Origin of the sequence: Leptospira inadai serovar Lyme str. 10 (genome assembly GCF_000243675.2) — a bacterium.
GTDB lineage: Bacteria > Spirochaetota > Leptospiria > Leptospirales > Leptospiraceae > Leptospira_B > Leptospira_B inadai.
In genome coordinates this window covers 509,479-535,830 of the sequence record NZ_AHMM02000015.1, presented here as the reverse complement: position 1 = coordinate 535,830, position 26,352 = coordinate 509,479, and the positions used below count along the sequence as shown (strand labels likewise).

Sequence of the window (26,352 nt, the reverse complement as noted above, 5' to 3'; positions counted from 1 at the left end):
GACTTTCCTTTCAAAACGCCTCTAAGCAACGGACTTGGAAAATCTAGCTATGCAGATCTTTTCGATCTTACTATACAGTCCCGGATCTAGTTTACGATCGATTACGTAAACTATACGACGAGGATCCATAACTTCGGAAAGATTGAATTCCGCCATCCGATTGTCTAAAACGAAAGAGTTCAGATCGAAACCGGATATTTTCAGCTTTCCGTTATTCGTTATGATCGGTCTGAGACTTCCGATCCTTTTTAGTAAGGGTCTACTTTGGTTGGTCATCATCGCCTGGACCATACATAATTCGAAATGGAACTTTTTATCCGTATCGATGGAAGTAACCACCACGTAATCACCTTTGCGAAAAACGTTCATCGATAAGGAATGAGCCATCAAGTTCATAAAGTCGCGGATGGTTCGGTCATTATAACTGAAAAAACTTTGATTCAGAATAAATCGGATCGCATCTAATTCGTCGTACGCATCTCTCCAATTCTGCGGCGAGGTGAGCGAGGCAAATTCACCGGCTATCGATATTATCGAAGCATCTTCCGTCGAATACGAGAGGGATTGCAAAGCTTTCAGTTGATTCCGCATATCCTCGAATTGAATGATCCGCTCGGGGTCCTTCTTGCAAAGATCCATCTTTTCCGAAAGTATTTTAACGATCGTATCGACATTCGGATAATTGTTGCTCGGTCCGTCTCCCCGAAAGGTCCTTTTCGCGTTCAGCACGGTAGATTTTACCGAAGAGTCGATATTCGGCAAATTAGCGATCATCAGATAGCTCACGATGGGGAGAAACCTCATATATTTCTGTTCCTCATCCGTCAATTTAGGACTATTGGGGATGCGCATTTTAGCCTTCCCGATATCCGTTAAATAGGAAGCCAGCATAAGATTGAAGGGCTTTAATCGATTTTCCTCGCTGTCCTTCTTCGTAAGCATCTTCATTCCTTTGAGCTTCAGAGCCATGGCAAGGACGGTCCTTTTCGTCAGAATTTCGGAATCGACATCCACTTTACAGTTCTTGAATACGTTCATCATGCTTCCCAAACCGTAGGTCACATCGCTGCACTGCGTAAAGTCCGTAAGTATATGATCGATCTCCTTGTTGACCTTATTGATATGGCCTCCATTCAAGGAGGTATTCTTCAGTTCCTTCAATAATGATGCCGCTTCCGTCGCAAGTCTTTGCATATGGAAAGGGTCCATCGTTTGAGCGGGTTTCGGCTGTACGTCGGCTTCCGGTGCGGGCTCCTCTTGAACGAGGAATTTTCCCCGGTCGGCAGACAGATAATAAATGCCTTGTTCCTCGAATTTCTTTAAACGAAAAATATCTTCAGGGCTTGCATTGATCTTTTTGTGGATGAGGATCTGTCCGTTCTTATTATAAAAATTGACCGGAATACAGTTCGCTTCCATGAAAACATCCATAGCTTCTTCTGCGAAATCGAAGCGAGTTAAGTGCGAATTTTTTCCTAATATAGCTTCCATTTTGTAACCACCCTTTTCTCTTATTTCTTCCGTTCGAATGGGGAAAATGTACCGAAAAATCGGTACATTTCTCCGCTGACGGCGGAAGATATAACAGGATGGCAGATAGTCCCTAAGAGGAGGTTCCGAATGGGCTCGGATGGTTTGGCTTTTCAGCAGCTTGGTCTTCGACCACAAACAGAAGTTCCTGCGCATTCGGGAGTTTCGTCGAAAGAAATATTCGCATTTTCTGTTTTTCTATTCTTCTACCGTTTTTACGAAATCCGATCCGTCCATGCGTATCGGATCATTCCCGGACAGCCACCGCACGCGCATTTAGCTCAAAAGAATCCGATTCCGATCGGCAGAAGGACCGGAGAATTGTCGCAAACCAGGTATTTCACTAGTATATTCCATTTTTTCATAAATAAAAACGTACCGTTCAAGAGGCGATTAGAAATTCCAACAAGCGATTTGAGACAATCAAACTACAAAAGAGGTAGATAATGTCGATTCTACGTAAAGAATATTTAATTCACGCTTCTGCGCTATTTTCAGGAATGTTTCGCATAACGTTTCCAAAAATAGCCAACCTGGTGTCAGGACTGTTTGCTAAAAAAAGGGGCGAACTTTTCGAATTGGCAGGACGAAAATATGCAAAAGCTCGTACGGTTTCGGGCAATTTGCTGATATTTCTTTTAGCGATTTCCAGTTTTCTGTCCGTTTCCTGTATAAGCGAAGTTGCAAGTCTTTGCGCGTCAGGCGCTCTTTGCGAGGGAAAAGGAGGAAGTTCCGGCATTCCTGCGTTCCTACTATCCCCTACTACTACTGTTTCCACTCCTACGACTACTACCCTCACTACGGAATCCTACCCGGGCTTTACCGCAACCAGGGTTTACGGACAACCTGACTTTACTTCCAATTCTGTGAACAATGGAGGAATTAGTGCTACCTCTGCAAATGACCCGACAGGCGTGGCTCTAGATTCCTCCGGAAACGTGTATATTGCGGAATTTTATAATAATCGGATCCTGAGATTTCCTTCCGGAAGCACTACGGCGGATACCGTCTATGGACAGGCCGGAAGTTTCACTACGAATACTGTAAACATGGGAGGAATGCCTAACGAAAATACCCTCAAGGCTCCGGTACATCTAAGCTTTGATGCGAGCGGAGGAATGTATGTTGCCGATGCATACAACAACCGAGCTTTGTATTTTCCCGCCGGAAGTACCACGGCCACGAAAGTGTTCGGACAACCGGATTTTAATTCCGGGAGCGGCGACGGCACCAAGGGAAACGGGACCAACTCGGATTGGAACTTTTGGGGAATCAGGGCAGGCGACGCCGGCGACGTTTACATTACGGATTATTACAATAATCGAATCCTCTATTATCCCTCGGGTAGTAGTTTCGCGACGCGGATCTACGGGGCAGGCAATGAAAGTAACCTGTGTAGCACCGTCAACGCTTCCTCCATCTGTTATCCGACTGACGTAGTAGTCGACTCGAATGGTGGTTTGTATGCAACGGACTTTGCAAACAGTAGAGTCTTATATTTTCCCTCCGGTAGTCTAACCGCTACCCGGGTGTATGGTCAACCGGACTTTACATCCGGCGGCCCAAACAACGGCGGAATCACTGCAAGTTCATTGAATAAACCGAAGGGTATCGCCTTGGACTCTCAAGGCGGCCTCTATGTATCAGATAAATTTAATGATCGTGTTTTGTATTATCCGCCCGGAAGCACTACTCCAACGAGAGTCTATGGTCAGGGCGGAGATTTTACCTCTCACGTTTGGGGAACTAGCCCTACACTCTTGCTTCAGCCTGAGGGCATAGCCTTAGATGCCTCCGGAGGAATGTACGTTGCAGATACGGGAAATCACCGGATTCTTTATTTTCCGCCGATTACGGTTACTAAGTAAAGGACAGGAGATAGGGTCTCGGATTTGTATTGGTAGAACGTTATTTCCTACAGGAGCGAGATTGGACCGAGCCCGGCATTTCGCAAGGATTTTGATTTTATTAATCAATAAGAACATAATATTAAGAGCAGATCCGCTTTAGGCCAGGAATTATAAGAACCGATTTTGAGCAATGGAAAAAGAAAGAAAAAAAGGAGTAAAATGTCAACTAACGTCAAGAATCTATAATTCCATATTTTGTATTATTTTTACCAATACTTCGTCTAACTTTCCAAAAAAATCCGACGACTAGGGGGCTCAGGGATGTTTTCGGGAAAAAAGGTCATACCGTTCCAATTCATAGGGTAAGATACGCAAAGGTTTCGTATCTATTCGACCTTTAGGTTCTTGTAAAGCAAAAAAAGGAAGCTGATAAATGTCAAATATGCTTAAAGAATATTTAATTCATGATTTTGTACTATTTTTAAAAATATTTCGTCTGTCTTTCCAAACAAGACCGACCGGAGGTTCAGGAATGTCTTCGAAAAAACGAGAATGTGCAGAGCAAAAAAGATTCACAAAAGTCCGTACGCATTCGGACTATTTGGCGATATTTCTTTTAACAATTTCCAGTTTACTTGCCGTTTCCTGTATGGGCGAAGTCGCAAATCTTTGCGCGTTAGGAACTCTTTGCTCAGGAAAAGGAGGAAGTTCCGGCATTCCAGCACTTATACTTCCCTCTTCTTCCGCGACTGTTCCCACTACGACCACTCCCACCCTTACCACGGAATCCTATCCCGGCTTTACCGCAAACAGGGTGTACGGCCAACCTGACTTCACCTCCAGTGGACCGAATAATGGAGGGGTCACAGCTGCCTCCGCAAATAGCCCGACGGGTATAGCTCTAGACTCGTCCGGAAACGTGTATATTACGGAGTTTTCCAATAATCGGATTCTGAGATTCCCGCCAGGAAGTACTACAGCGGATACCGTCTACGGACAGGCTGGAAGTTTCACTACGAATACCGCAAACAAGGGAGGATCGATTACCGCCAGCACCCTCTACGCTCCGGTGCATTTGAGCATGGATGCGAGCGGAGGTCTGTATGCTACCGATGCCTATAACAATCGAGCATTATATTTCCCCTCCGGAAGTACTACGGCTACGAAAGTATTCGGACAGCCGAATTTTAACACCGGGAACTTCGTAGGAGGAAGCGGAACCAACTCGGATTGGAACTTTTGGGGCATTGCGGTAGACGGCAGCAACAACGTCTACATTGCGGATTATTATAATGACCGGATACTCTATTATCCCTCAGGGGGTGGTTCTGCAACGAGGATCTACGGGCCAGGCGGTGAAAATAACTGGTGTCCCCCTGTTAGCGCGACTACCATCTGTTATCCGACCGGCGTAGCGGTCGCTTCCAACGGGGACGTATATGCGACTGATTATACGAATAGCAGAGTCTTGTATTATCCCTCTGGCAGCACAACGGCCACCAGGGTTTATGGTCAGCCGAACTTTACTTCCAATACTGCGAACAACGGCGGGCGCACCGCAAACTCATTAAGCGCGCCAAAAGGCATCGCCTTGGATCCCCAAGGTGGTCTCTACGTATCGGATAAATTCAATAATCGTGTTTTGTATTATCCGCCTGGAAGCACCACCGCAACCAGAGTGTACGGACAAAATGGTGATTTTACGACTGCCAACTCCGGAACAAATTCGTCCTCCTTGAATGGGCCGGAAGGCTTAGCTTTCGATTCATCCGGAGGGTTGTATATCGTAGATACGGGGAATAATCGCACTCTTTATTTCCCGCAGGTCACGGTCACCCATTAAGGAACAGGAAACCGAGTCTCGGATTTGATAGGAGTACAGGATGAACCGAACATGCTCCACAGTTACCATTCTCGAATTTATGTCGGCGGAACGTTATTTTCCATTGAAGGGGAATCGGATCGAACCTGGTTTTTCCCAATAATGTGCCTTTTCTTAATCAATAAGAACATAATATTTAGAACAGTTCGTAGAAGGACCAGGAATTTTAAAAGCCGATTATGGACAATTGAAAAAATAAAAGTTCTTATAAAAGAAAACTAACGTCAAGTATATTTAATTCATGATTTTGTGTTATTTTTATCAATATTTCGTCTAACTTTCCTAATCTAGGACCGATGATAGGAGGATCAAGGATGATTTCGAAAAAAATGGCCGTAAGTTTAGGATTTTCGGAGCGAAAACGCGCACAGATCCGTATGGATTCGTGCAATTTGCCGATATTTTTTTTAATGAGTTTCGTTTTCATCTCCGTTTCCTGTATGGGCGAAGCGGCAAGTCTTTGCGCGTCAGGTGTCCTTTGCGGAGGAAAGGGAGGAAGTTCTAGCATTCCTTTGTTCCTACTATCCCCTACTACTACTGTTTCCACTCCTACGACTCCTTCCCTCACTACGGAAACCTACCCGGGCTTTACCGCAACCAGGGTTTACGGACAACCTGACTTTACTTCCAATGCAGCGAATAACGGAGGAGTTAGTGCCACCTCGGCCAATAACCCGACGGGCGTGACCGTTGACTCCTCCGGAAACGTCTACATTGCGGAGTTTAGCAATAATCGGATTCTGAGATTCCCCCTCGGAAGCACTACGGCCGATACCGTCTATGGGCAGACAGGAAGTTTCACTACGAATATTCCAAACAAGGGAGGAATACCTACCGAAAATACCCTCAACGCTCCGGTACATTTGAGCATTGATGCAAGCGGGGGCCTGTATGTTGCCGACGCCTACGCCAACCGAGGGCTGTATTTTCCCTCCGGAAGTACCACGGCTACGAAAGTGTTCGGACAACCGAATTTTAACACCGGGAACGCCGTCTCAGGAAGCGGAACCAACTCGTTTTGGAATTCATGGGGGATCGGTGCAGGCAACGCCGGCGACGTTTACATTACGGATTATTACAATAATCGAATCCTCTATTATCCCTCGGGCAGTAGTTCCGCAACAAGGATCTACGGCGCAGGCTATGAAGGTAACTCCTGTGGCGCCGTCAATGCTACTTCCGTCTGCTATCCGACTGACGTAGTAGTCGACTCGAATGGTGGTTTGTATGCCGTGGACTATGCACGCAGCAGAGTCCTGTATTTTCCTTCGGGCAGCACTACCGCTACCAGGGTGTACGGTCAACCGGACCTTACATCCAGCGGTGTAAACAACGGTGGAAGGACTGCAAATTCGTTAAATTCTCCTAAGGGTATCGCCATGGATACCCAAGGCGGTCTCTATGTAGCGGATAAATTCAATGATCGTGTTTTGTATTATCCTCCCGGAAGTACGACTGCAACGAGAGTCTATGGCAAGGGCGGGGATTTTACTTCCGGCGCTTTTGGAACCAGCCCTACTCTCCTGATGCAGCCCGGAAGTATAGCGCTGGATTCCTCCGGAGGAATGTATGTCGTAGATGCGGGGAATAACCGTACTCTTTATTTCCCGCCGATTACGGTTACTCACTAAAGAACAGGAACCTAAATGCAAACTTGTATATCAGAAAATCGTAAACCTAGAATCGTTAAGCTATCGGAGCAAATTATGTTTTTCCAACATTCACCAGTTTATAAACGGAGTAAAAAATGAAGTATAGAATCCTTTTCTTTTCTATCATTCTAAGCGTTTGCTCGTGTACGGGATTTAACGCTTTCCATTACGCTTACGGCGCTTCGCCGAATACCAATCCGGCCAAAGATTATTCCAATCCGAATTATATGGTGGTTAAAGGAGGGTTCTTTTGGCATAAGGCAGTCATTCCCGGCCCGATCGGTCAGGGGACGAATTTTACCCGAGTGGGGACCGCCTGTTCTAAAAGTTTTTTAGGTGCGATAGCGATAGGCGATTCTAGTCTCGAGACGGCAAAGCAAAACGCGAAAATTACCAAGGTGGCGTATATAGACTACGAACAATTCGGCATCCTGGCAGGTTGGGCCTATCATCGTTTCTGCACGAATGTACACGGATTCGGAACCGGTGAATTGCCCGAGACGAAACCCAATGCTCAAACTAAACCCAATACCGAAACGAAGCCCGGTACCCCCGCTCAGCCCAACACCCAAACCAAACCGGAGGGGAAAAAACCATGATACGCTTGTCCGAAAGAATGATCCTTTTTCTGATTTTTATTTTATTCGCCGGATCGGTTTCCAACTGCGCGGTGGGCCCCGTCTACGGATATCTTTATACTTCGACTTCCTTTCCCGGTGAACTAAACGTATCGAACGCAGTCACACCGGCTAAAAAAGGGCAGTCCTGCATGACATCCTTTGCTGGACTCGTAACCTGGGGAAGTTCGTCAGCCGGAAAGCTCGCTTTGGAAAACAAGATCACCCGTATTTCTACGATAGACCATTCCACAAAATCCTATGTCGGATTGATCCGAAAATATTGTACTATCATTGCAGGAGAATGACCGATGAAAAAAGCATATTATTTATTCTTTATAATTCTATCCTTTACGCTGTGGAATTGCGCGAGTAGTCCGTTCCCTGCCTTATTTTACAATTCTTCCGAGTACCATGCCTCGGGCGTAATGGACAGTGGCCCTTCGGATGCCAAGATCCTAAAAAGCGGAAAATCCTGCGGATTCAATTCCATTTTCACATGGCTATTCTATTCGAACGGAGAAGGAAACCTGGAAGAAGCCGTAAAGAACGGTAATATTACTAAAGTGGTTTTGGTCGATAAAAGTACATTCTCGATACTCGGGATCATAATCGCCAGGAATTGCGTTATCGTCTACGGAGAATAAACTAGGTAGATCCGGTAACCTCCAAAACGAGGATCCTAGTCGGGATTCAATGCCCGAGTAATTCCGATATTTCCGAAAAACAGGAGCGGTCCCCTTCGATTAAACGAACAAATCGGGGGGAGCCGCTCCTCTGTATCCCCGAAACCGCCTTCCAGTTTTTCTCTATTACGCGAATTTTTTCTGATACATCCGTACATACGTGACCCATAATACATGAATCTCGATCAGCTTACGGGATTCAGCAAGGAAGGGTTGAGATCATGAGTTGCACAGAGATTCTTGAAATTTCACGCGAAGCAGAAATGAAATATCCTCCGGAAGAGTCCGAGTCGGAACTACTCGACTCGATACAATGCTCTCCGTTTCCCTCTGCGGAATTTTCCTTTTTTCTGAAGGACGAAGAAGATCGATGGCTACATTTCAAGACCTCCCAAGAACGCGATCTGTACTTATCGGAGCTGCGTCAAATTGCGTATAGGGAAGGCAGACGATTTCTGTTATCAAAGATCATTACCGGAAATCTCACGAACAGCCTCCTCGCCGACAATCATCCTTCTTTTTAGGGGATTTTAGGAAGGCAATATTCCTTCTTTCGATCCGGAACCGAATCGGCTTTATGATTGTTTAGGGGAGAAATTATTTCAGAGCAAAATCTCCGAAAAACCCGCTTGCCGGAAGGACGTTATTTGCCATAGCAGCCTCCTCACAAACAAGCATCTTTCTTTTTAGAGCATCTTCGGGACGTAATATTCCTTTTTTCCGGCATGCGATCAGCCCTATTATTTTTAAGCGGAAAAGTTATTTCACGGCAAAATCTCCGAAAACCCGCTTGCCGGAAGGACGTTATTTGCCATACTAGTTCTTCTATAAATTTATAGAACAAATCGCAAAAATCGGCGCCCTCTCGCCTTGACAAATAACTTGGGATTAAAATTACGGTTTTATGTTTTTTTCTTGAAGTTGAACCTAAGAAAAATCCTCTTCCCTAAAGATCCTACTTCTCCAACTTCTAATTAATGAGCCGTTTTTTCGCAATTATAACCTTTTTATTAAGTTTTTCGTATTCCCTTCATTCCGAGCAAATCCTGATCAAGAACGGCGATATTTTTTCGGGAAAAATCATACGAATGTATGACGACTACGCGTTAGTGACTTCCTACCTGGGCGATTTCCGAATCCCGGTCAAATACATTTTTTCCATCAAGAATGTGGAAGGCTTGCCTGTACTAGTCACTCTCAATACGGGAGAATCCTTTCAGTACACATTTAAGAGCGCAGATTCCAATGTCTTAGTCTTCCAATCGGGCGAACGCACCCTCTCCTTTCCTTGGGAAACCGTAAAAGATTGCATTTTTTTAGATCCCTGAAATAATTTTCGGTACAATTAACCGATTACAGCGGATTATGGGGGAAGAGATTGGATATTCATGAAATAGAGGAACGCTATTTCCAGCTACGTCCGGATGTGTTCCGCTTTATAGTTTCTCAGACATACGATCCTGAACTGGCAGAGGATGTTCTACAAGAAACTATCATGGAGATCCTACGGATCTTTCGGAAGGGTGTCGAGATACGGGAGGGAACCTTTCGGAGTTTCTTGTATACCATTGCCTATACGCAAGTTAAAAATCATCGTAGGAAAGCGGCCCGCCAACCGGTTACCTATTTCGAATCGGATTCTTTTATTGAAGCGAAACCGCATGAGAAAGACCAAAGCTCGTTGATATACAAATCGGTCCAGGTAGCTTTGTCCGACCCTAAGATCCCGGAAAGGACTAGGGAGGTGCTCAGACTGCGCCTGATCGAAGAATTATCTATCAAGGAGATAATGCGAATATTGGATATTTCGCGTCAGACGTTCTATCGAGATCTTCGAATCGGAATGAAGATTCTTCAAGAAACGCTGTCGGAAAAAGGGATAACCCCGGAGAGTCTGAAATGAATAATTCATCTGAATGGGAAAAGATAATCAAGGTATTGGAGCGGAAGGATCCGGAAAAATGGCCGGCCGCATTTAAGAATATAAAAGCTCAGCAAGAGGCGGAGCTTTCCTCTTTCCTTTCCGACCGCGGGATAGAGGCCGAAAGGAAATTATTCAGGGAGTTTCGAGAATCGCAGAGTAGCGAAAAAAAGGTCGTCCCGATTCGCCCCAAAGTGATCCGAATCGCATATTCGGTAGCCGCAGCCCTTCTGCTAGCGCTTCTAGGTTCGTATTTATATCGATCCGGGGAACGGAGTTCCGTTTCGCATCTCTGGCAAATCGGCCACTCGAGTAAAACGTTCCTATGGACGGAGGAAGGCGAAAAGGAACTCTCCCCCGGTGCAGTCATGCCGGAATCGGCTAGCATTCGATTGGACGCTTCCGGAAGGTTGGCTCTTATTTCGAAGAATAATAGCACCTTCGTACTAATCGGACCCGGTATCTTAAAGTGGGACCAAAGTAATCCGGAAGCTCTGGCGATCGAGTTGGACCGCGGAACCTTACTTTGGAATAGCGCGTCCGGTTCCTCTTCAGCTCTCAGGATTCGGACTCCTTATGCCGATTACGAAAAGAAAGGCACGATTGCGGAATTGAAAGTAACGGCTCTCGGAGATACTCTCTCCATTTTAGAGGGAGAATTCCAAGTACGAGTGGAAGAAAACGAACCTCCAATACGACTTTCCACCGGACAGGCAGTCGCAGTTTCTCTAGTAAATGGGCGACCAAAGGCAAATTCCATTCATACCATCTCCGCAGAAGCAAGAGAGAGACTGGTGGAGTTCACCGAATTGGGAGTAACCCAAGAATCGGGTTCGAAAACCGCGCGCCGTTCCGAAAAAGCCATAATCGGAGTATATAAAACGTTGCAGGTCGTTCATTTCAAAGACGGCAGTATTAAAAAAGGATTCGTATATGCCAAAGGAGAAAAATGGTACATACATGGACCTGCCGGGGTAGAGGAACTCCCTTTCGAGGCGATAGATAGAATTGAAACGTTGGAAAACCCGTAAGACCTTCTTAATTGCGACTTTTGTAATATTCTCCTCGTCCTTCGCGGATCTATTACCCGAAAACTCCGGGAGTGTCGAGAAATCGGGAGAGATCAAGGAACTGAAAAAAAAGAATTGGCGGTTAGACCACGAAAATTCGATTCTAAAGGACGAGTTAAAACAAGCGAAAGAGAACGAAACCGTCCTAGATGCGGAAAAACGAGCTTCGGATCGGGCTTTAGATGCCAATCAGAAAGTCATAGAAGCACTGAAGCTGAAATCCGAGGAAGAAAAGGCTAAACAAAAAAGGTATGAGGCCAAGATCGCATGGATTCAGAGGAGTTTTTATTTACCCGGGGCAGGTCATTTTGCCACCGGCGAATTCGGTAACGGCCTTACCTGGGCTTCGGTTGTTTACGGTCTCGCGGCTTTAGATATCGGAAGTTATGTGCAACTCCAGGAGCAAAGGAAAAGTTTGGATTCCGCGCAAGCCTGGAACATACCGGAGCGTTCCGATAGATCGCATCGTTACCACGAGACGGAAAACAGGGTGAATTTGTTTCTTTTGCTTACAGGTATTTTATATTTTTTAAATATAATCGATTCTGTATACTTGATCAGCCCGAGTCCGTCGATGGGAATGTCCCAAAAACCGATACGTCTTCAATTGATCCCCTCCGAATATAAATTCGCGGAGAGGCAGATCGGAACGACAACCCTTAATACTGATTACAGTTTAGATTTCCGTGTTATGGTGAGTTTCTAATCGGATAAAATTCTGATCCTCGTCGTGTCGATCGACAGAGGACAGAAGACAGTAGCTGCGAGAATGTTGGAAAAGTAATAGAGGTAGAGGAAAGATCTAATATAACACAAGAATCTTCCTCTATAACGTGGAAATTTAGTTTATCAATGTACTGTCCTCAGTCTTCTGTCTTCCGTCCTCTGCTCCGCGCCCGCAATCGCACCGATATTCACCTTCTCATCGTTTCCGCGTTTATTCCAGTCTTCCGCTGCAAGTCTTAGCGCGTCCGTTTTTCTCACTCCTCTACGAAATAGAAGTTGCGGTCCCCTGCAATTGCAAACCGTACAAGTGTAATAAGCAAGATACCTTCCCAACGAGGTCGGTTCCACGACATCGTCTATCAATGCGACTTCGGAATTTCCGCAAAACGGGCAATCGTTAATGGTTATTTCTTTTTCGATCATACTTGTTACTCCACTTATCTTGTCAAAATTTGAGACATTACATTCCAGTATGAGCCGGAAGGGTTTGCATTTTTGTCGTCGTAAAAGGTCGCCCCTCCCGGATACAGGAATGGACTAGGACCTCTTTCTAGTATATCCGCAACTTGGCCCAGGAATGTTCCGATCGAATACGGCAAGGAATAAAGATCGTTCTGTTTTCTCTGGATCATATCCGAGATCAAAAATCCGTTAATGTCCTTCAAAAGATCCGAGATCGAATATGGAGAGGCGCTCATCCGATCTTCCAAGTAGGAAAAGAATAACCCGTTTTCTACGATCGCATAAAGAACGTTGTTAATTGAAGAGGCGTTCCCGGCTAGCTGATTAAGCATATCGGGCGTATGTTTCGATAGAAATTTGGTGATCAGATAGTCCTGAGCTCCATTCGAATTTTTTAATAAACTAGCTACCATATCGAGAATGAAAGAAATCTGTCCCGAATCGGGAGGAACGCTGCCTAATAGGTCTAAAGGCAGGCGAAGCGTAGGGAGGATCGAGAACACCGAATCATCGGAAAGATAATCCCTAAATCGAATCGCCCAATCCCCCACGCGGTTCCAAGTAGATCCGCCTTGCGGATGCGAATTCGGATCCGAATACGGGGCCAAGTCCCCTTCGATTTCCAGGAAATACGCCTGCAGATTGAATTGGTTTGCAGTCGGTGCCGGCACATCGCTAGTAATTTTAACTTCGTTAAAAAAATCTGCCAGCGCCGAAAATAAAAGTCCGGCGCTGGCAGCTCGAGTCGGACTGCCCAGTCTTGCGAGTGAATCGAAAGAAGAGGAGAAAAAAATGGATTGCGAGAGAATGTTCAGCAGGCCGTCCTGATACCTGAAATCGCTTTCGATCAGAAGGGATAAAGGGGTGCGAATTTCCGCCGTGGACGTCATATCCGTGGATCTGAAATAGAATTGATCGATTTGACCTAAATTATTCCGCACGCTAAAGAGTTGGTTCCCTGAATTGCCACCCGAGTTATCCGTGCCGGACATGATAAGCGAATCGGTCAATACGACCGTGATCTGCGTATTTCCGGAGTTTGGTGCCTGATCGGAAATCGTTTGGACCAAAGGCCTAATCAGAATCCGACTAATTCCGATTAGGATCTCGAACGGATTTTTCGAATGTGTCGCATCCGATTGATCATCTAATGTTCGAGCCAGGGTCAGGATAATCGGCAAAAGACGATTCCGATTCTCCCATTGTACATTTACATTCTCGGGAACGACCGCTGCCGGGGTCAAAAATCCCAACTGTCCGATCACCGGAAAATTTGCGGCAATTGCGCCGGGAATCACTCCTGAGGGAGGAACGAGACTGGGTACCGAGTTGCCCGGATAGAAGATATTAAAAAGACTTTGGTCCCCCACGCTGTTAAACGAAATGGAAGAAGTCCCGGCGATTCCATAATCCCAGACTTCCAAGTAAAACATGCTATCCCCGGCCTTGGAGGAATAACTAGCCTGGGTCACGGGGATACCGGGAGTCCTCCAACTAGGATTCGAGGAAGACGTGGGACATTCAGACCCTCCGTTTAACGGAGACTTCCAACTCCCTCCGGAAATACTCCAAACTGCGTTCTTCCTTAAACTGCAAATGCTAGATGCGCTTAAGATCGGTTTTGAATTTATCAATCCCTGTAGACCGTTGGCCGCCACGGTAACGAAGGCTCCCATTTTGTACGGTACGCTCGGTCCAAGAGAGGCTAAAATCGGGACGACGACAATCATGCGCTTTTCATAAAGTAGCCATTGATAATTCTTATAGAGAGCTTCTTCGTCCGAATTAACCGCTCGTTCATCATCCGTTTTAGAGATTTCCCAAACCGGAATACTCCAACCGTTCGTTCCGGATTGATTCGTCCCCGAGGACACTGCGGAGAATCCTCCGTCCTTCGCGCAGATCGCTTCCCTTCCACCCGGCCCCACCCATTTACAAAGGGAAGAGGAAGAATACTGTACTTGAATCCTGTACTCCGATGAATTCCAGGTAGGTTGATAGACTTGATCCGTTCCATCCGCCGTCTTATAGAGCGTTCCATCTATCGTGAGAAAATTTCCCTGTGCATCTTTTCGATTCTTATTATAATAAGGACCCGCTCCGGAAAAAACCACCTTTCTCATCAAACGCATCATGAATGGGATCGTCTTTGTATACACCGGATCGCTTAAATCCGGAACGATACCCCCGACTCCGGATTCGATCATGGAAACGGTCGGTGAATTGATGCTGAAACTAAAAACGGAACCGTTCTTAAAGACTTTTTGGGAACTGGAACTCTGATCCAAAAAGGATTTAAGGCCGAACGAACCCGTCATATTGGAATGCAAGGAGTAAATGGCATCCCCGACGGTCAAGACCCCGCCGGTCATCGGGCCCCCATTGGCCGAGCTCGACTCCAGGGCCTGAGTGTTAGAATCGCTCGGGCTCGCCCATCTATATCCGTACGAATCCGCCGCAACAAGAAGCATGATCAAAGTTTCCAAGGCGCTCAGCGGTTGCGCATTCGAGTCGGCATCTCTGTATTTTCCCGAAAAATCGCTTCGGATCATCTTGCCAACCGATGCATCGATCCCGTAAGAATTCGAAAGAAAGCCTAGAGAATATAAATTTTTGGAAAATTCGAACGCGAGCAGTACGTTCGGATCCTTGGTGAATTGCCCTCCTCTTCCTAACGCGTTACGCATAAGAGAATAGGCATCGGACATCAAGGTATTGAAATTCGTGCTCGATCCATAATAATTCCGTAAAATGGCCGCTCCGTTCTGCAAACCGGAAGAGGTAAAATAAAGACTGAAATTATACACTAAGTCCTTTAGTACCGTTTGCGAAGTCTTTTGGCCGTTAAATCCGGCGTTATAGCTAAAGGACCTGCCGAACTCTCCGATCGTCGACACGATCGAATCCACCAACGTGGAATCTCCTAACATTGTCGGATCCGCCAACCTTAGGAGAATATTTTGAAGGGCGGACCTGGCATTCGAATTCAATGTAAGCGCCTTGTTTAGTACGTCTTCCGTTTCCGAAAAGATCACCTGAATTCCCGAATAACTTAGGGAAGCTGCAAGGCCGGTGTATCCGTCCGTCGCTTTTTGTTTATCATACTGGGAGTTCATATAAAATAAACCCGATTGATTGATCGGGGATAAATTCCGTAAGATCGGAATTCTAGAATAGCGGACCTTTTCCAACCAAGGCTCTAATCCGGAGAGAGAATTGTTCGGTGCATTCAGCACGCGACCGAGTAAGAAATTGCTATCTCTTAGGATATCCTGTATCATTAGAACCGGTGCCGTATCCGAATTCCCGCTCGAACCGGAACTAATGTCCGCATTGGCAATATTGCTAGAATAACTTTTCAGTAATAACCCGGAACTACCTCTTAGGAATCCGATCATACTCCCTGTGTCGGGCTGCCCGAAGGAACTTTGCATTTTTTGATTGAACTCGATCGGATCCAAACTCCGGAAGCCGGCTTTTATGGAAGGATAGTTATCGAAAATATTAAAAAGACGTAATCCTCCTATGTTCTGCTGATCGAAAAAGGAATTCAACGTGAAGCTCTCGCCGGAATGTGCGCAATTTTGAAATGAAAAGATAGATAAAAGAACAAAAATGAATTTGGACCAGGCTCGTTTCAATTCTCTCGTTTCCATGAAAAGACCTCTGCACCTATCCGTCCGAGAAACGAAAACTGTACCTTAAAAACCGAAGAGAGCCTTCTTTTTCGTTCCGTTTGCCGAAGGCTTGGCGATTTTAGAAACTTTTTTATAATAACAGTTGTTATAAAATAAAGAATTCCCGAATTCTCGGCATTTCTTCGGTACATTCTCAACTCTTTCGGGAATCATTAAGAAGTGAGGGAATTATTACCATGAACCGTATCAGTTGGAACAAAACGAAAAGCGTTTTTGCCGTTTTCGTTTTGTCGTTAATTTTTAATGGCTGCACACGTGGACTGAACAATGGCTTTTCCAGTCTGGCGGAACTTTTAGGAATCTCATTTTTAGGGAAGTCCTATCAGTACAAGAACACCGAATCCGATCTGGTCACTCTTCCCGCCGGTTTTGGGCAGAATGGTCCTCAGGGATACTTGCTGATAAATTCGCTACAGAACGTGGATCGATACAAAGATCTGATGGTTATATTTTCCGAGAGTATGCAACAGACTTCGACCAATCAGAATATCTCGCTTACATACGGGACGCAAAAAACCCCTCTACCAGGGCCGTCTTCCGCGAACGGTGGTCCTTCCGGAGTGGAGTTAAACTGGACTTCCGGGACAACTCTCGTCATAAATCCTCTTCGCACGTTATTACCTAACCAGACCTATACGTTAACCATAAGTTCGGGGGCGTTAACTACGAGAGGTAAGGCCTTGCAAGCGTATTCGGTCTCGTTTACTACGGAAGGAAGTTTCGACATGAAGCATTCCGTTCTCCAGGGCAATGCGAGTTACGCTTTACACGGGGAGAATGATATAACCCTGGACCCTTCCGCGGATCTATATTTAAATTCGAAATTCGTAACCGCCGCGTCCGGAGTATCCTCTATCGTTCTCAATAGAAGCGGTACGAGTGCAAACTACCCGATCTGCGGAGGCGCAGCTACTGCTTCCTGCTCCGATTCATTGGTTAGCCTGAATTCTTTGAACCTTAGCCAATCGAATCTGCCCCCCTCTACCGGAGGAAACACCTACTTTTACACGATTACCGCTTCGTCCGGGAAGACCTATACCCAATTTTTCAGCTTCAATTACGGAGCGCTGGCAAATGCGGACGGCTCGGTGCAAAACGTAGGCGGAGGAATATTAGATCAATCGCAAGTTCTTCCGCTGTTCGCGAAATTGGTCCAGAAATATACGCAGAACGCTTTCCGAGTAAAGGACGCGAACGGAAACCTACTTACATTTCAGGACATGCTCAAGGGTCTTCCGCAATTGCGTAAGAAAAAATTCTATTCCGACGGACAGTGGAACATCGGAGAAGCTTGCATGCGCCCCGGGGACGCGGCTTCAGGTCAAACCTTCAACTTGGATTATTTCAAGAATCTGGAATATATTTCTTTTTTCGGTTCCAAACCGGGTTCGGAAGGAAAAGGATATTGCTGGCTGCCGACCGCAACTTCCACTACGTATCCAACGAGCGTTCCGCCCACAGATAGTGGAGGCCGAACATACAAGGACTGGTACGATTACGGCCGTTATTATACTCAGGCAGCTCATTGGACGTTTAAGGATCCGAAGGCGCCTGCCAAAGGTTCCGGCGCTGTCACGACGTCCTGTCCTTCTCAGCTTCCGGACGGTTGGTACGACTGTACCTCTTGCAGAAATGAATATACTGCCAGCAGTTGCGCGGGAGGAACCTGCAGTCGCGGAGGAACCTATACCCAAACGTATTGCACGGGTCACAAATATGTAGAATATACGGCCTTCACCGAAAACCCTAGGAACTTTAACAAATACAGCGCGAAAATCGATGCGGGATCCTTTGTCGGATACCAGCAAGCAACGTACAATCCGGATGTATCTTGCAGTCCAGGGAGGACTACTTGTATTTCCCTGGACCACTATGTTACCCTCGATGTTTACGTAACGGATATCAAAGTGCCAGGATATGTATGGGACGGTTCGGGAACCGTAAAGCAAGTCGTTGCTACTGCGAATCTGAACACCACGCAAAGTTCCGGAAGCGATTCTCCAGGGCTTGCTCTGGATCTGGAATCTCGATATGTGGAAGTGGATCTGTTTATCACAACCCGTTTGGAAAACTGTTTAGGACTCGAATTCTGTTACGTTCCTACCGGAACCCTCTTATTCTATAATGCGACGGCCAGACTAAACTGGGTGAATGGGCAGTATGTAGGGAGCGAGATTCAATTGCAGGACGCGACTCCTCGGCAATTTCTTTCTCAATCGGATTTTAAAACGGATTCGTACGGGAACATTTCCCTTTCTCCTAGATCTTCGGGTTTTCAAACCTCGGATTGGTCGGATCATTTGACTATCTCCGATATTACGTATAACGGAAGTAATAACTCCGTTCTAGACCAGTTTTTAGTATGGTTATTAAAAATAGTGGCGCCTTCCTTAATGGACAATGCGGCGAACACTGCCGTCCAGCAGGTCAAAGCCGCAGTCACTTCGGATATGCTACGGGACGTGAATCGTCGGGTTCTACCGAGTGTGATGAACAATTCGATCATTTCGGGATTTCGCGATCAGGGTATCACCATGACCCTGCCGGATTACCTACCTCCCCCTTTACAAAATTTTCCGATGACGATCCGGTTGAATTTAAGCGATGATGCGTCGGTAAAAAACGACGGCACGAATAAGGGGATCGCAAGTTCTTTGGATATCGGAATCACCAGTAATTATACGGATCCGAACGGGAAAGGTCTAAGGCAGCAGCAAGGAAAGACCGGAATGATCTCCACTAAGGATCCGTCGGCGTCGTTTAAACAAACGTACCAATTTTCTCAGTCGTCGAATAATCCCGGTTTTCTATTGTCCTTGCATTCGGACACGATTACGCAGGCGGCTTTTCAACTCTGGCAAAGAAGAGGTCTGGATGTAACCGTAGACCAAAACTTCATAAATACGATGCAGAGCATCACCGGAAGCGGGGATCCTCTCTATCAATTCGTAACGAACATATCGAGAGTTTCGAACCTCTTGAGCGTGATCGCTCCGGATCGGACGGTCTCGACATTAAACGGAGTGGATTCATCCGGAAATCCCCTTCCCGGTGTCGCATCGTACGATACTGTCTCATTTGTTTTGCAGCCGTTACTCGCTCCTTCTCTGCAATTCCAGCCTATGACCTCGGCGGGAGTTCCCTCGCTTCTGCTTTCCCTTCCCGAAATGCAGATCGTCCTTGTTGCGAAAAAACCGGCTTCTTGCAGCGGACTAACCGGTGATGAGCTCAATCGATGCAATTCCGATTCCCGACCGAACGGAAGTCAAAATAATTTGGGTGCGGTGCGCATATCGTTGAAGGCAGGGATACGTTTCACATTCAAAACGTTCTCCAATCCGCTTAACAATCCTGCTTATGCGAATCTGAATGCGCTTCAGGGGCTTATTTCCGATCCAAATTCGGCGGTCTATACGGTCGAGGTATTGGGAGGAGACACGTACAATCCGTATTCCCTGGATCCGGAGGCTCTCCAGGAAGTCATGACTCCGTTGGTTCAAACCATGATCATTCCGTTCATAAACAGTGTGCTCAAGGAGATCCCTCTACCGCCGACGGTAACGTTTCCGAAATTGCGGAATTCGCTCCAAGACCTCGGTTGCTCCTTGAAATCAGGAAGCGACTCCATCCAGTTGTTCCAATTAGATACCCCGCAAACGGATACGCCGTATTATTTCGGCGGGATTCGTTTGGTCGGAAACGCGGCTCAAGATCCCAGCTCTCTTCTCTCACAATGTTCGGACAGTGGGACAGGCTATATTTACCTGCAAAATAAGAAATCGGGATATTATCTGCATGTGGATGGGGACGGAACCATGTCTAACGGAAAGCCGCTCGTTCAATGGTATAAGAATGGAGGTGGAAATCAGCTCTGGTGGTACGACCCGGAAACGAAACGACTACACGTAAAGACGGATCCGAATTATTGTCTGGACAACCGAGGAAATTTAAATGGGGGCCGACTGGTAGTTTGGCAATGTAATACCGGCCCGAACCAGCAATTTCTGATCGGCGACGGTTACATCCGTAACGTAAGCGACACGAATTCGATGCTCCGAGTCATAGCATCCCCAAGCAATTGGGCGGATGGATTATCGCCGGGGAACCCGGTATTCAATACGGGCTGGAGTTATGCTGAAACTCTAAAATGGAGTATGATAAACGAATAAAACCCGACGGCAGACGGGGGGACGCCTCCCCCGCGCTGCCTAATCGAGCGACCCGCAGGGAGCGAGATTCCCGAAGGATGACTGAACAAAGTGAAGTCAAATTTTCAATCAAACAAACTGCATTCGAATTAACTCCGTAGTCTTCCGCTGTATAGCAGCTTTTCAGAGAACAGAAGACGGAGGACTGAGGACAGAACATTGATAAACGGAGTTTCCATGTTCTGGAGCTATATTCCTTCTGTTAAGGTGGATTTTTCCCGTCCTATGTAACTTTTCCAACGTCTAGCAGCTTCTGTCTTCAGTCCTCTGTCCTCTGTCCTCTGCGTGGGAGCTCCTACTAAATTCTTTCTGGAAAAGTTCTTGTCAGGGGAATCGTTTTGTGGTACAGGAATTTTTCCACCGCTCCGCTCCGGCCCCCACCCAAAGGGCGGGGTTTTTTAAGTAAATTCTACTCTCCAGTTCACAGAAGACAGAACATTGATGAGCAGGGTTTCCATCTTCCCGAGAAAAATTCCTGTGTACAGGGGATCTTTCCTCTACTTCTGTAACTTTTTCAACCTCGAGCAGCTACTGTCTTCAGTCTTCTGCAGAGGACAGAACATTGATGAGCGGAGTTGCCATGTACTAGAGAAAGATTCTTGTGTTTTAGTGGATTTTCCTCTGTCACGGCTGCCTTCCCAACGTATAGCAGCTTCTGTCTAGCGTGAGCAAAGCGAACGCGTCTGACCTCTGTCCTCTGAAAGCGAACGCGTCTGACCTCAGTCGTCTGTCTTCTGTTCCTCTGACACCTTTTTCAGATACATTTTCTTTTTAAAAACCAATGAATGAGTATGAGAAACATTTCCTCATTTTCATTTTTCACTGTAGGCAAAAGACCTAAGGTGCATTCCGCTTTTTTATCCTGCCTGCTAATCCTTTTTGTTTTAGGCGGCGACTGCCCTCCAAAAGATAATACCGGGTCTGCAAAGGCGATCCGCATCCTTTTTTCCCCCGAAACGAAAAATGATCGATTTGAGCACGATCTGGGCAGGCTTACTACAAGTTATTGGATAGATGCAAATGGCGACGGGGTTGAAGATCTTTGCTCCAAAACGACAAACATAGACTTGTCAACAACTCTAAGTTGTCATACGAATTATTACGGCAAGTTCAGTAAGCTATTCGATATAGGTTCTTCTTCCTATGATCAACTTTTATTAGTGAAACCGCAATTCACGGATGTAACTGGGGATGGAATTCCGGATTATTGCGGGCTCGATTTTCACGTATCAGGCGTAAATGGCTACTACAGTGTTCGTTGCGTGAGTATAATAGAAAATAAAAAGGGAGAATATTCTACCGGAGGGATCATAGAAGGATCCCTTTCTCGTGGATTTGAACCTAGTAAATTCGACTTATATTGGGGAGATATCAACGGGGACAAACGATCAGATTATTGCTCCGTCGAAAACGTTGGCTTGGGCTATCAGCTTGCATGTCAAATTTCCAGCGGGACCGGATTCGTTCCCAAGAGTACAGCAAAATTAAATTTCACAAGTGAAACTGCCAAGATTACCTTCCCGAGTTTCGCGGACATCGACGGGGATACTGATAAGGATTTTACTTGGATCGAAGAAGCCAACGGAAGGATCAGAATCCTCTTCATGAAAAACGAAGGAGGTAAGTTCGGATCTCAGGTCGCGAGCGACCCCATTGGAGCCGGGTTAAAGGCGGATGATCCGAGCACCGTGCGCTGGTGGACGGACTGGAACGGGGATGGAAAATCAGATTTTTGTTATGCTTCTGATTCGAACACCATCCAGTGCCTGTCTTCGACAGGGAACGGCTTTGCATCCGCAGTTAAATCGGAGAGCATGGAGTTGGGAGTGGGCACATCACGAGGCTGGATCGATGCGAATAACGACGGTAAAACCGACTTTTGCAGAAGAGTCATGTCCGGCGGCAGCGGTTATTATTATATCTGCACACTCTCTCAGGGATCTTCCTTCGGCGGAGTCAACGAACCAGGCTCCTACAAAAGCGACCTATACACCGATCCAGAAATGTTGCTGGGAGAAAGTATGGTCCAAAACGAAAAATGGATCCAGCCTACGGGGGAGACAGGGTATCCGATGCACTGTGCAGTACAAGGCTTGTTAGACAAAGCAGTTTGCCAATTGGTCCGAAAAGAAGGAAGCCCACTCGTAGACCAAGATGAATGCCCCTTGGATGAGGAACTGAGCCGGGAAAAAAGGAGCAGTGGATACAAGAATAGCGGCGCTGTCGCAGCAGCCTGCGCCGCACTATGGTATAGGACAGCTATGCATATGGATGTTGGTGTATACAAATTGGCTAAAAAATATAAACGTAAAGATGTTTACGTTACGGTAGTCGATCATAAAGTATTTATAATGGATGGATCTCTCAAGAAATTCAAAAGAGATTATAATGAAAACACTCCGGTCGCCGAGATTAACTCATTTTTCAGCAGCAATCCTGTACATTTGACGCACGGTTCCCAGGTCGCTTCCGTTATATATGATTACGAATTCGGCCAAGCCCCTGGGACAAAAATCGGGATTCGGGAAAAGATCATGAACACAGCTACTCATTCGCATGCAGATACTTGGAGAAAAATATATGATGATATATTGAACGATCAAGATCCGATCGTTGTCGTAACGGGATCCATACGCAGAACGCCGGACTCTAATTTCGACGATAGGATAGATGCAATCGGAGTTCAAAATAAATCTTTGATAGTCTCCGCTGCAGGAAACTCGAACCCAGAGGGCAAATCGATGAATGATCATTGCATAAGCTTCGAGATGCCGGCCTGCTACTTTCCGAATGATCCGGTACGAAAAAATAGAGATCCCGTTATTCGAGTCGCGGCTCTTTCACAGTATGATCCCAATAGGCCAGAATATGGAATAATTGAATTGTTTTTCTCGAGCAATTTCGGATCCGACCGAGTGGATATAGCTGCTCCCGGAGAAAGAATAGATGTAAGGGGCCCCTTCTTTCGCACCCCATACGACGACGGGAACCCGAGTCCTGACGAATGGCATAATCATGTTTCATCGGGGACATCTTTCGCAACTCCTATTGTAGCAGCCGTCCTGGCTACGATGAAATCCTGTCAACCTAAAGCGACGGCTCAGCAACTGAAACAAGGACTATTAGATAATGCGGATGTGGTGGAAGGACTGAAAACTCAGGTCATCAATGGCAGGGTCTTAAATGCCCAGCGAGCTATCCAAGCATTTTGTATTCGCGAAGAATTGTAAAAGGCAAGATCAACAGAGTTAGTTACCCCCTGAACAATCTTCGGGGGTTAATTATTAATTTCAATCTAGATTCGCTAGGTCGGGATTTCCTCTAAAGACTCATTCCAGCTCCAATCTATAAAGAGAGATCGACGCCTGCGGCAACTCCGGCTTCGATCAAAGATCTTTTTTCGGTACATTTTCCTTAAAATACTAATAATAGGCATGTCTGCCATCCCTTCATTTCCATTTTTTAATATAGTCAAAAAGCAAAAGTTACACTCCGCTTTTTTATCCTGCCTACTAATCCTTTTTGTTTTAGGAGGCGATTGCCCTCCCGCAGGAAATACCGGATCCTCCTCGAAGGCAATACGCATCCTTTTTTCTCCCGAAACGAAAAACGATCGATTTGAGACGAATCAAATCTCTGGACTCAATAAGCAATATTGGGTAGACGCAAATAGTGATGGAATAGACGACCTTTGTGAAAAAACGATCGGAATGGATCTGTCCTCCTCTCTAAGCTGTTACGTAAATTATTACGGCAAATTCAATCCGTTATTCAAAATAAATGTTTCTTCCGCAGACATTCTTGACTTATTAGAACCTGAATTTACCGACATTACCGGAGACGGAATTCCGGATTATTGCGGACTCTATATTCAATTATTTGGCGCAAATGTCAACTACGGTGTTCGCTGCATTAGTATACTAGAAAACAAAAAGGGAGAGTATGTTGGAGGAGCCATAATCGAAGGAACTCTTCCTCGCGGATTTGATTCCATTAAATCCGACGTATATTGGGTGGATATCGACGGAGACAAACGGTCGGATTATTGTTATGCCGGGAAATTTGCCACAGGCCACGAGGAGGCTTCCTGTCAAATTTCCAAAGGAAATAAATTCGTTCCCATGAACACGGTGAAACTGAATTATACAAGCCAAACTGCAAGGATCACCTTTCCTAGCTGGGTAGATATCGACGGAGATACTGACAAGGATCTTACTTGGATCGAAGAAACCAAGGGAAGGATCAGGATCTTATTCATGAAAAACGAGGGAGGTAAGTTCGGATCCCAGGTCGCAAGCGACCCTGTTGAATCTAGATTGCAAGTGTATGATCCGAGTACGGTGCGCTGGTGGACGGACTGGAACGGGGATGGAAAATCAGATTTTTGTTATGCATTGGATACGAGCACCATCCAGTGTCTCTCTTCGACAGGGAACGGTTTTGCATCCCCAGTCAAATCGGGAAGTTTAGAATTGGGACTTGAAACATCGCGAGGATGGATCGATGCGAACAATGACGGTAAAACGGATTTTTGCAGGAGAGTAATATCCGGCGGAGGTTATTATTACACCTGCACTCTCTCTTTGGGATCATCCTTCGGTGGAGTAGACGAACCAGGCTCCTACAAAAGCGAACCGTACTCTGATCGAGAGCTGGCGTTGTTGGGAGTGGATTTCTTTAAGAACGAAAAATGGATCCAGCCGACAGCGGAAACCGGATATCCGATGCATTGCGTAAGGCAGGAAAAAACGATGCAAACCATATGCCAATTAGTCCGAAAGGAAGGGACCCCGTTAGTGAACGATGCAGAAGAGTGCGATCCTTCGGATCAAACGAGTTCACGACAAAAAAGAGGAACTGGATATCAAAAAGCGGATTGCGAGTTTACTAGCAGTGCCAAGGCGTTATTGTTTAAGACTCTTGCCAAACAGGTTTGGAATTATTTATCCGCGTTTTATTCGAAAAAACATGATCCGGAGGTTACCGTAACGGTGGTCGACAACTTCGTTTATTTACAAGACCAATCTTTAGAGCATAAAAGAGTAGGCTATAATAACGACACAAACGATCGAAGTTCATTCTCACCTTCGGCACTAACTCACGGAAGCAGGGTTGCATCCGTGATATCAGATAGAGTGACCGGAGCTGCGCCCGGAACCCCTGTAATCGTACGCCATTTGACCCCAACTATTTTTAAGGAACATAGTTACGCGCACTGGATCAGTATGTGGAATGATGTCCTTGCCGAGGAAGATCCGATCGTAAATATTTCTTTGGCATTGAAAGAGGAGCTTTTTCCACCGGCAGGACGTGTGTTACTTCAAAATCAGTATTACGAAAAAATCCGTCTCATTGGACGGAAAAACAAGAGCATCCTCGTCGCCGCCGCCGGAAATGAAGGTCGACCGTTAGGTGAGGTTTGTGAAGAGCTAACAGGCCCAGGATGTTATAATCCAGCAACCGATCTGGATAGAACATATGATCCTGTGATCCGAGTTGCTGCCCTGTCTCAAGGTTCTCTAGGAACCGGTCAGATTCCTCAGTTGCGGCACTCTAGCAATTTTGGTGCGGGTAAGATCGACATTGCGGCTCCGGGGGAAGATATATTAGTGAATACTCCTAATATGAACCCTGTGAAGCTTGGACTTGCAGATCGTCCGGTTCTCTGGAATTTTGAAGTGGCAGCGGGAACTTCTTACGCCACTCCTTTGGTTGCCGCCACATTCGTCCAAATGAAGAAATGCCAACCGAACGCTACTGCCCAGCAACTGAAAGCGGCTTTGTTAGGGAATGCGGATAAGATAGATTCTCTCAGAGATCAAGTAACCGAAGGACGGGTCCTAAATTCCGTTCAGGCAATCAGCGTCTTTTGCGCCGGAAGGGAGGAACTTTGATCTCGTTTAGCTGTTAGGCGTTTTCCTTGCGCGAGATACCTCTATACTTTCCGTCGCCAGTCGGTGAGGAGATCCTGGGAAAAGAGATTCTCCTTTTCTTAAAAATTGTCGGTCACAATCTTAGGTTGGTAAGGAGAGCCTTCTCTTCGATATTCA

At 46.1% G+C, this 26,352-nt stretch carries 17 protein-coding genes; 14 read left to right on the top strand and 3 right to left on the bottom strand.

The features are described 5' to 3' along the window. Nucleotides 1-21 precede the first annotated feature (21 nt). Nucleotides 22-1,491 carry an HD-GYP domain-containing protein gene (locus LEP1GSC047_RS06235; RefSeq protein WP_010411657.1) on the bottom strand — a complete coding sequence of 490 codons (1,470 nt, stop codon included), beginning with the start codon at nt 1,489-1,491 and terminating at the stop codon, nt 22-24. A gap of 485 nt (nt 1,492-1,976) precedes the next feature. Between LEP1GSC047_RS06235 and LEP1GSC047_RS06225 the strand changes: the two genes are divergently transcribed. The 11 genes from LEP1GSC047_RS06225 to LEP1GSC047_RS06165 all read left to right on the top strand — a co-directional run bounded on the left by LEP1GSC047_RS06225 (nt 1,977) and on the right by LEP1GSC047_RS06165 (nt 11,914). Further along, entirely contained in the window at nt 1,977-3,398 is a 1,422-nt protein-coding gene (locus LEP1GSC047_RS06225; RefSeq protein ID WP_020988350.1) for an NHL repeat-containing protein, read from the top strand. Between the two features lie 514 nt (nt 3,399-3,912). Continuing rightward, nucleotides 3,913-5,223 (top strand): NHL repeat-containing protein, encoded by a 1,311-nt coding sequence (locus LEP1GSC047_RS06220; protein WP_238325526.1) that lies wholly within the window; start codon nt 3,913-3,915, stop codon nt 5,221-5,223. 353 nt (nt 5,224-5,576) lie between these two features. Beyond that, a complete protein-coding gene (locus LEP1GSC047_RS06205; RefSeq protein ID WP_238325525.1) occupies nt 5,577-6,893 on the top strand; it encodes an NHL repeat-containing protein in 1,317 nt (438 codons plus the stop codon). 116 nt (nt 6,894-7,009) lie between these two features. Further along, nucleotides 7,010-7,513, top strand: a complete 504-nt coding sequence (gene lsa14 / locus LEP1GSC047_RS06200) for an adhesin Lsa14 (protein ID WP_010411672.1) — start codon at nt 7,010-7,012, stop codon at nt 7,511-7,513. Nucleotides 7,514-7,518: 5 nt separating this feature from the next. Further along, the gene (locus LEP1GSC047_RS06195) at nt 7,519-7,839 is read left to right on the top strand and encodes a TRL-like family protein (protein ID WP_039934340.1); all 321 of its coding nucleotides are present in this window, start codon (nt 7,519-7,521) and stop codon (nt 7,837-7,839) included. A gap of 3 nt (nt 7,840-7,842) precedes the next feature. Then, complete coding sequence (locus LEP1GSC047_RS06190; protein ID WP_010411678.1) at nt 7,843-8,178, top strand: TRL domain-containing protein; 336 nt, start codon at nt 7,843-7,845, stop codon at nt 8,176-8,178. Between the two features lie 260 nt (nt 8,179-8,438). Next, nucleotides 8,439-8,741, top strand: a complete 303-nt coding sequence (locus LEP1GSC047_RS06185; protein ID WP_010411679.1) for a hypothetical protein — start codon at nt 8,439-8,441, stop codon at nt 8,739-8,741. A 453-nt stretch (nt 8,742-9,194) separates the two neighbouring features. Then, the gene (locus tag LEP1GSC047_RS06180) at nt 9,195-9,545 is read left to right on the top strand and encodes a hypothetical protein (protein WP_010411680.1); all 351 of its coding nucleotides are present in this window, start codon (nt 9,195-9,197) and stop codon (nt 9,543-9,545) included. A 50-nt stretch (nt 9,546-9,595) separates the two neighbouring features. Next, complete coding sequence (locus LEP1GSC047_RS20790) at nt 9,596-10,120, top strand: RNA polymerase sigma factor (RefSeq protein WP_010411682.1); 525 nt, start codon at nt 9,596-9,598, stop codon at nt 10,118-10,120. Beyond that, nucleotides 10,117-11,169: a FecR family protein gene (locus LEP1GSC047_RS06170; protein WP_010411685.1), complete on the top strand. Its 1,053-nt coding sequence runs from the start codon at nt 10,117-10,119 to the stop codon at nt 11,167-11,169. Before LEP1GSC047_RS20790 ends, LEP1GSC047_RS06170 begins: the two co-directional genes overlap by 4 nt. Next, nucleotides 11,147-11,914, top strand: coding sequence for a hypothetical protein (locus tag LEP1GSC047_RS06165; protein ID WP_010411688.1), 768 nt, complete (start codon nt 11,147-11,149; stop codon nt 11,912-11,914). Before LEP1GSC047_RS06170 ends, LEP1GSC047_RS06165 begins: the two co-directional genes overlap by 23 nt. A 143-nt stretch (nt 11,915-12,057) precedes the next feature. Here the strand turns inward: LEP1GSC047_RS06165 and LEP1GSC047_RS21600 are convergent, their stop codons facing one another. Next, a complete protein-coding gene (locus LEP1GSC047_RS21600) occupies nt 12,058-12,357 on the bottom strand; it encodes a Lar family restriction alleviation protein (protein WP_010411690.1) in 300 nt (99 codons plus the stop codon). 14 nt (nt 12,358-12,371) lie between these two features. Next, nucleotides 12,372-16,052 carry a hypothetical protein gene (locus LEP1GSC047_RS06155; protein ID WP_010411692.1) on the bottom strand — a complete coding sequence of 1,227 codons (3,681 nt, stop codon included), beginning with the start codon at nt 16,050-16,052 and terminating at the stop codon, nt 12,372-12,374. A 218-nt stretch (nt 16,053-16,270) separates the two neighbouring features. Between LEP1GSC047_RS06155 and LEP1GSC047_RS06150 the strand changes: the two genes are divergently transcribed. The 3 genes from LEP1GSC047_RS06150 (at nt 16,271) to LEP1GSC047_RS06140 (ending at nt 26,196) form a co-directional block, all read left to right on the top strand. Next, nucleotides 16,271-20,263, top strand: a complete 3,993-nt coding sequence (locus tag LEP1GSC047_RS06150; protein ID WP_010411695.1) for a ricin-type beta-trefoil lectin domain protein — start codon at nt 16,271-16,273, stop codon at nt 20,261-20,263. Nucleotides 20,264-21,093: 830 nt separating this feature from the next. Beyond that, complete coding sequence (locus tag LEP1GSC047_RS20785; RefSeq protein ID WP_052580635.1) at nt 21,094-23,532, top strand: S8 family serine peptidase; 2,439 nt, start codon at nt 21,094-21,096, stop codon at nt 23,530-23,532. 204 nt (nt 23,533-23,736) lie between these two features. Next, complete coding sequence (locus LEP1GSC047_RS06140; RefSeq protein WP_010411722.1) at nt 23,737-26,196, top strand: S8 family serine peptidase; 2,460 nt, start codon at nt 23,737-23,739, stop codon at nt 26,194-26,196. Nucleotides 26,197-26,352: the final 156 nt, after the last annotated feature.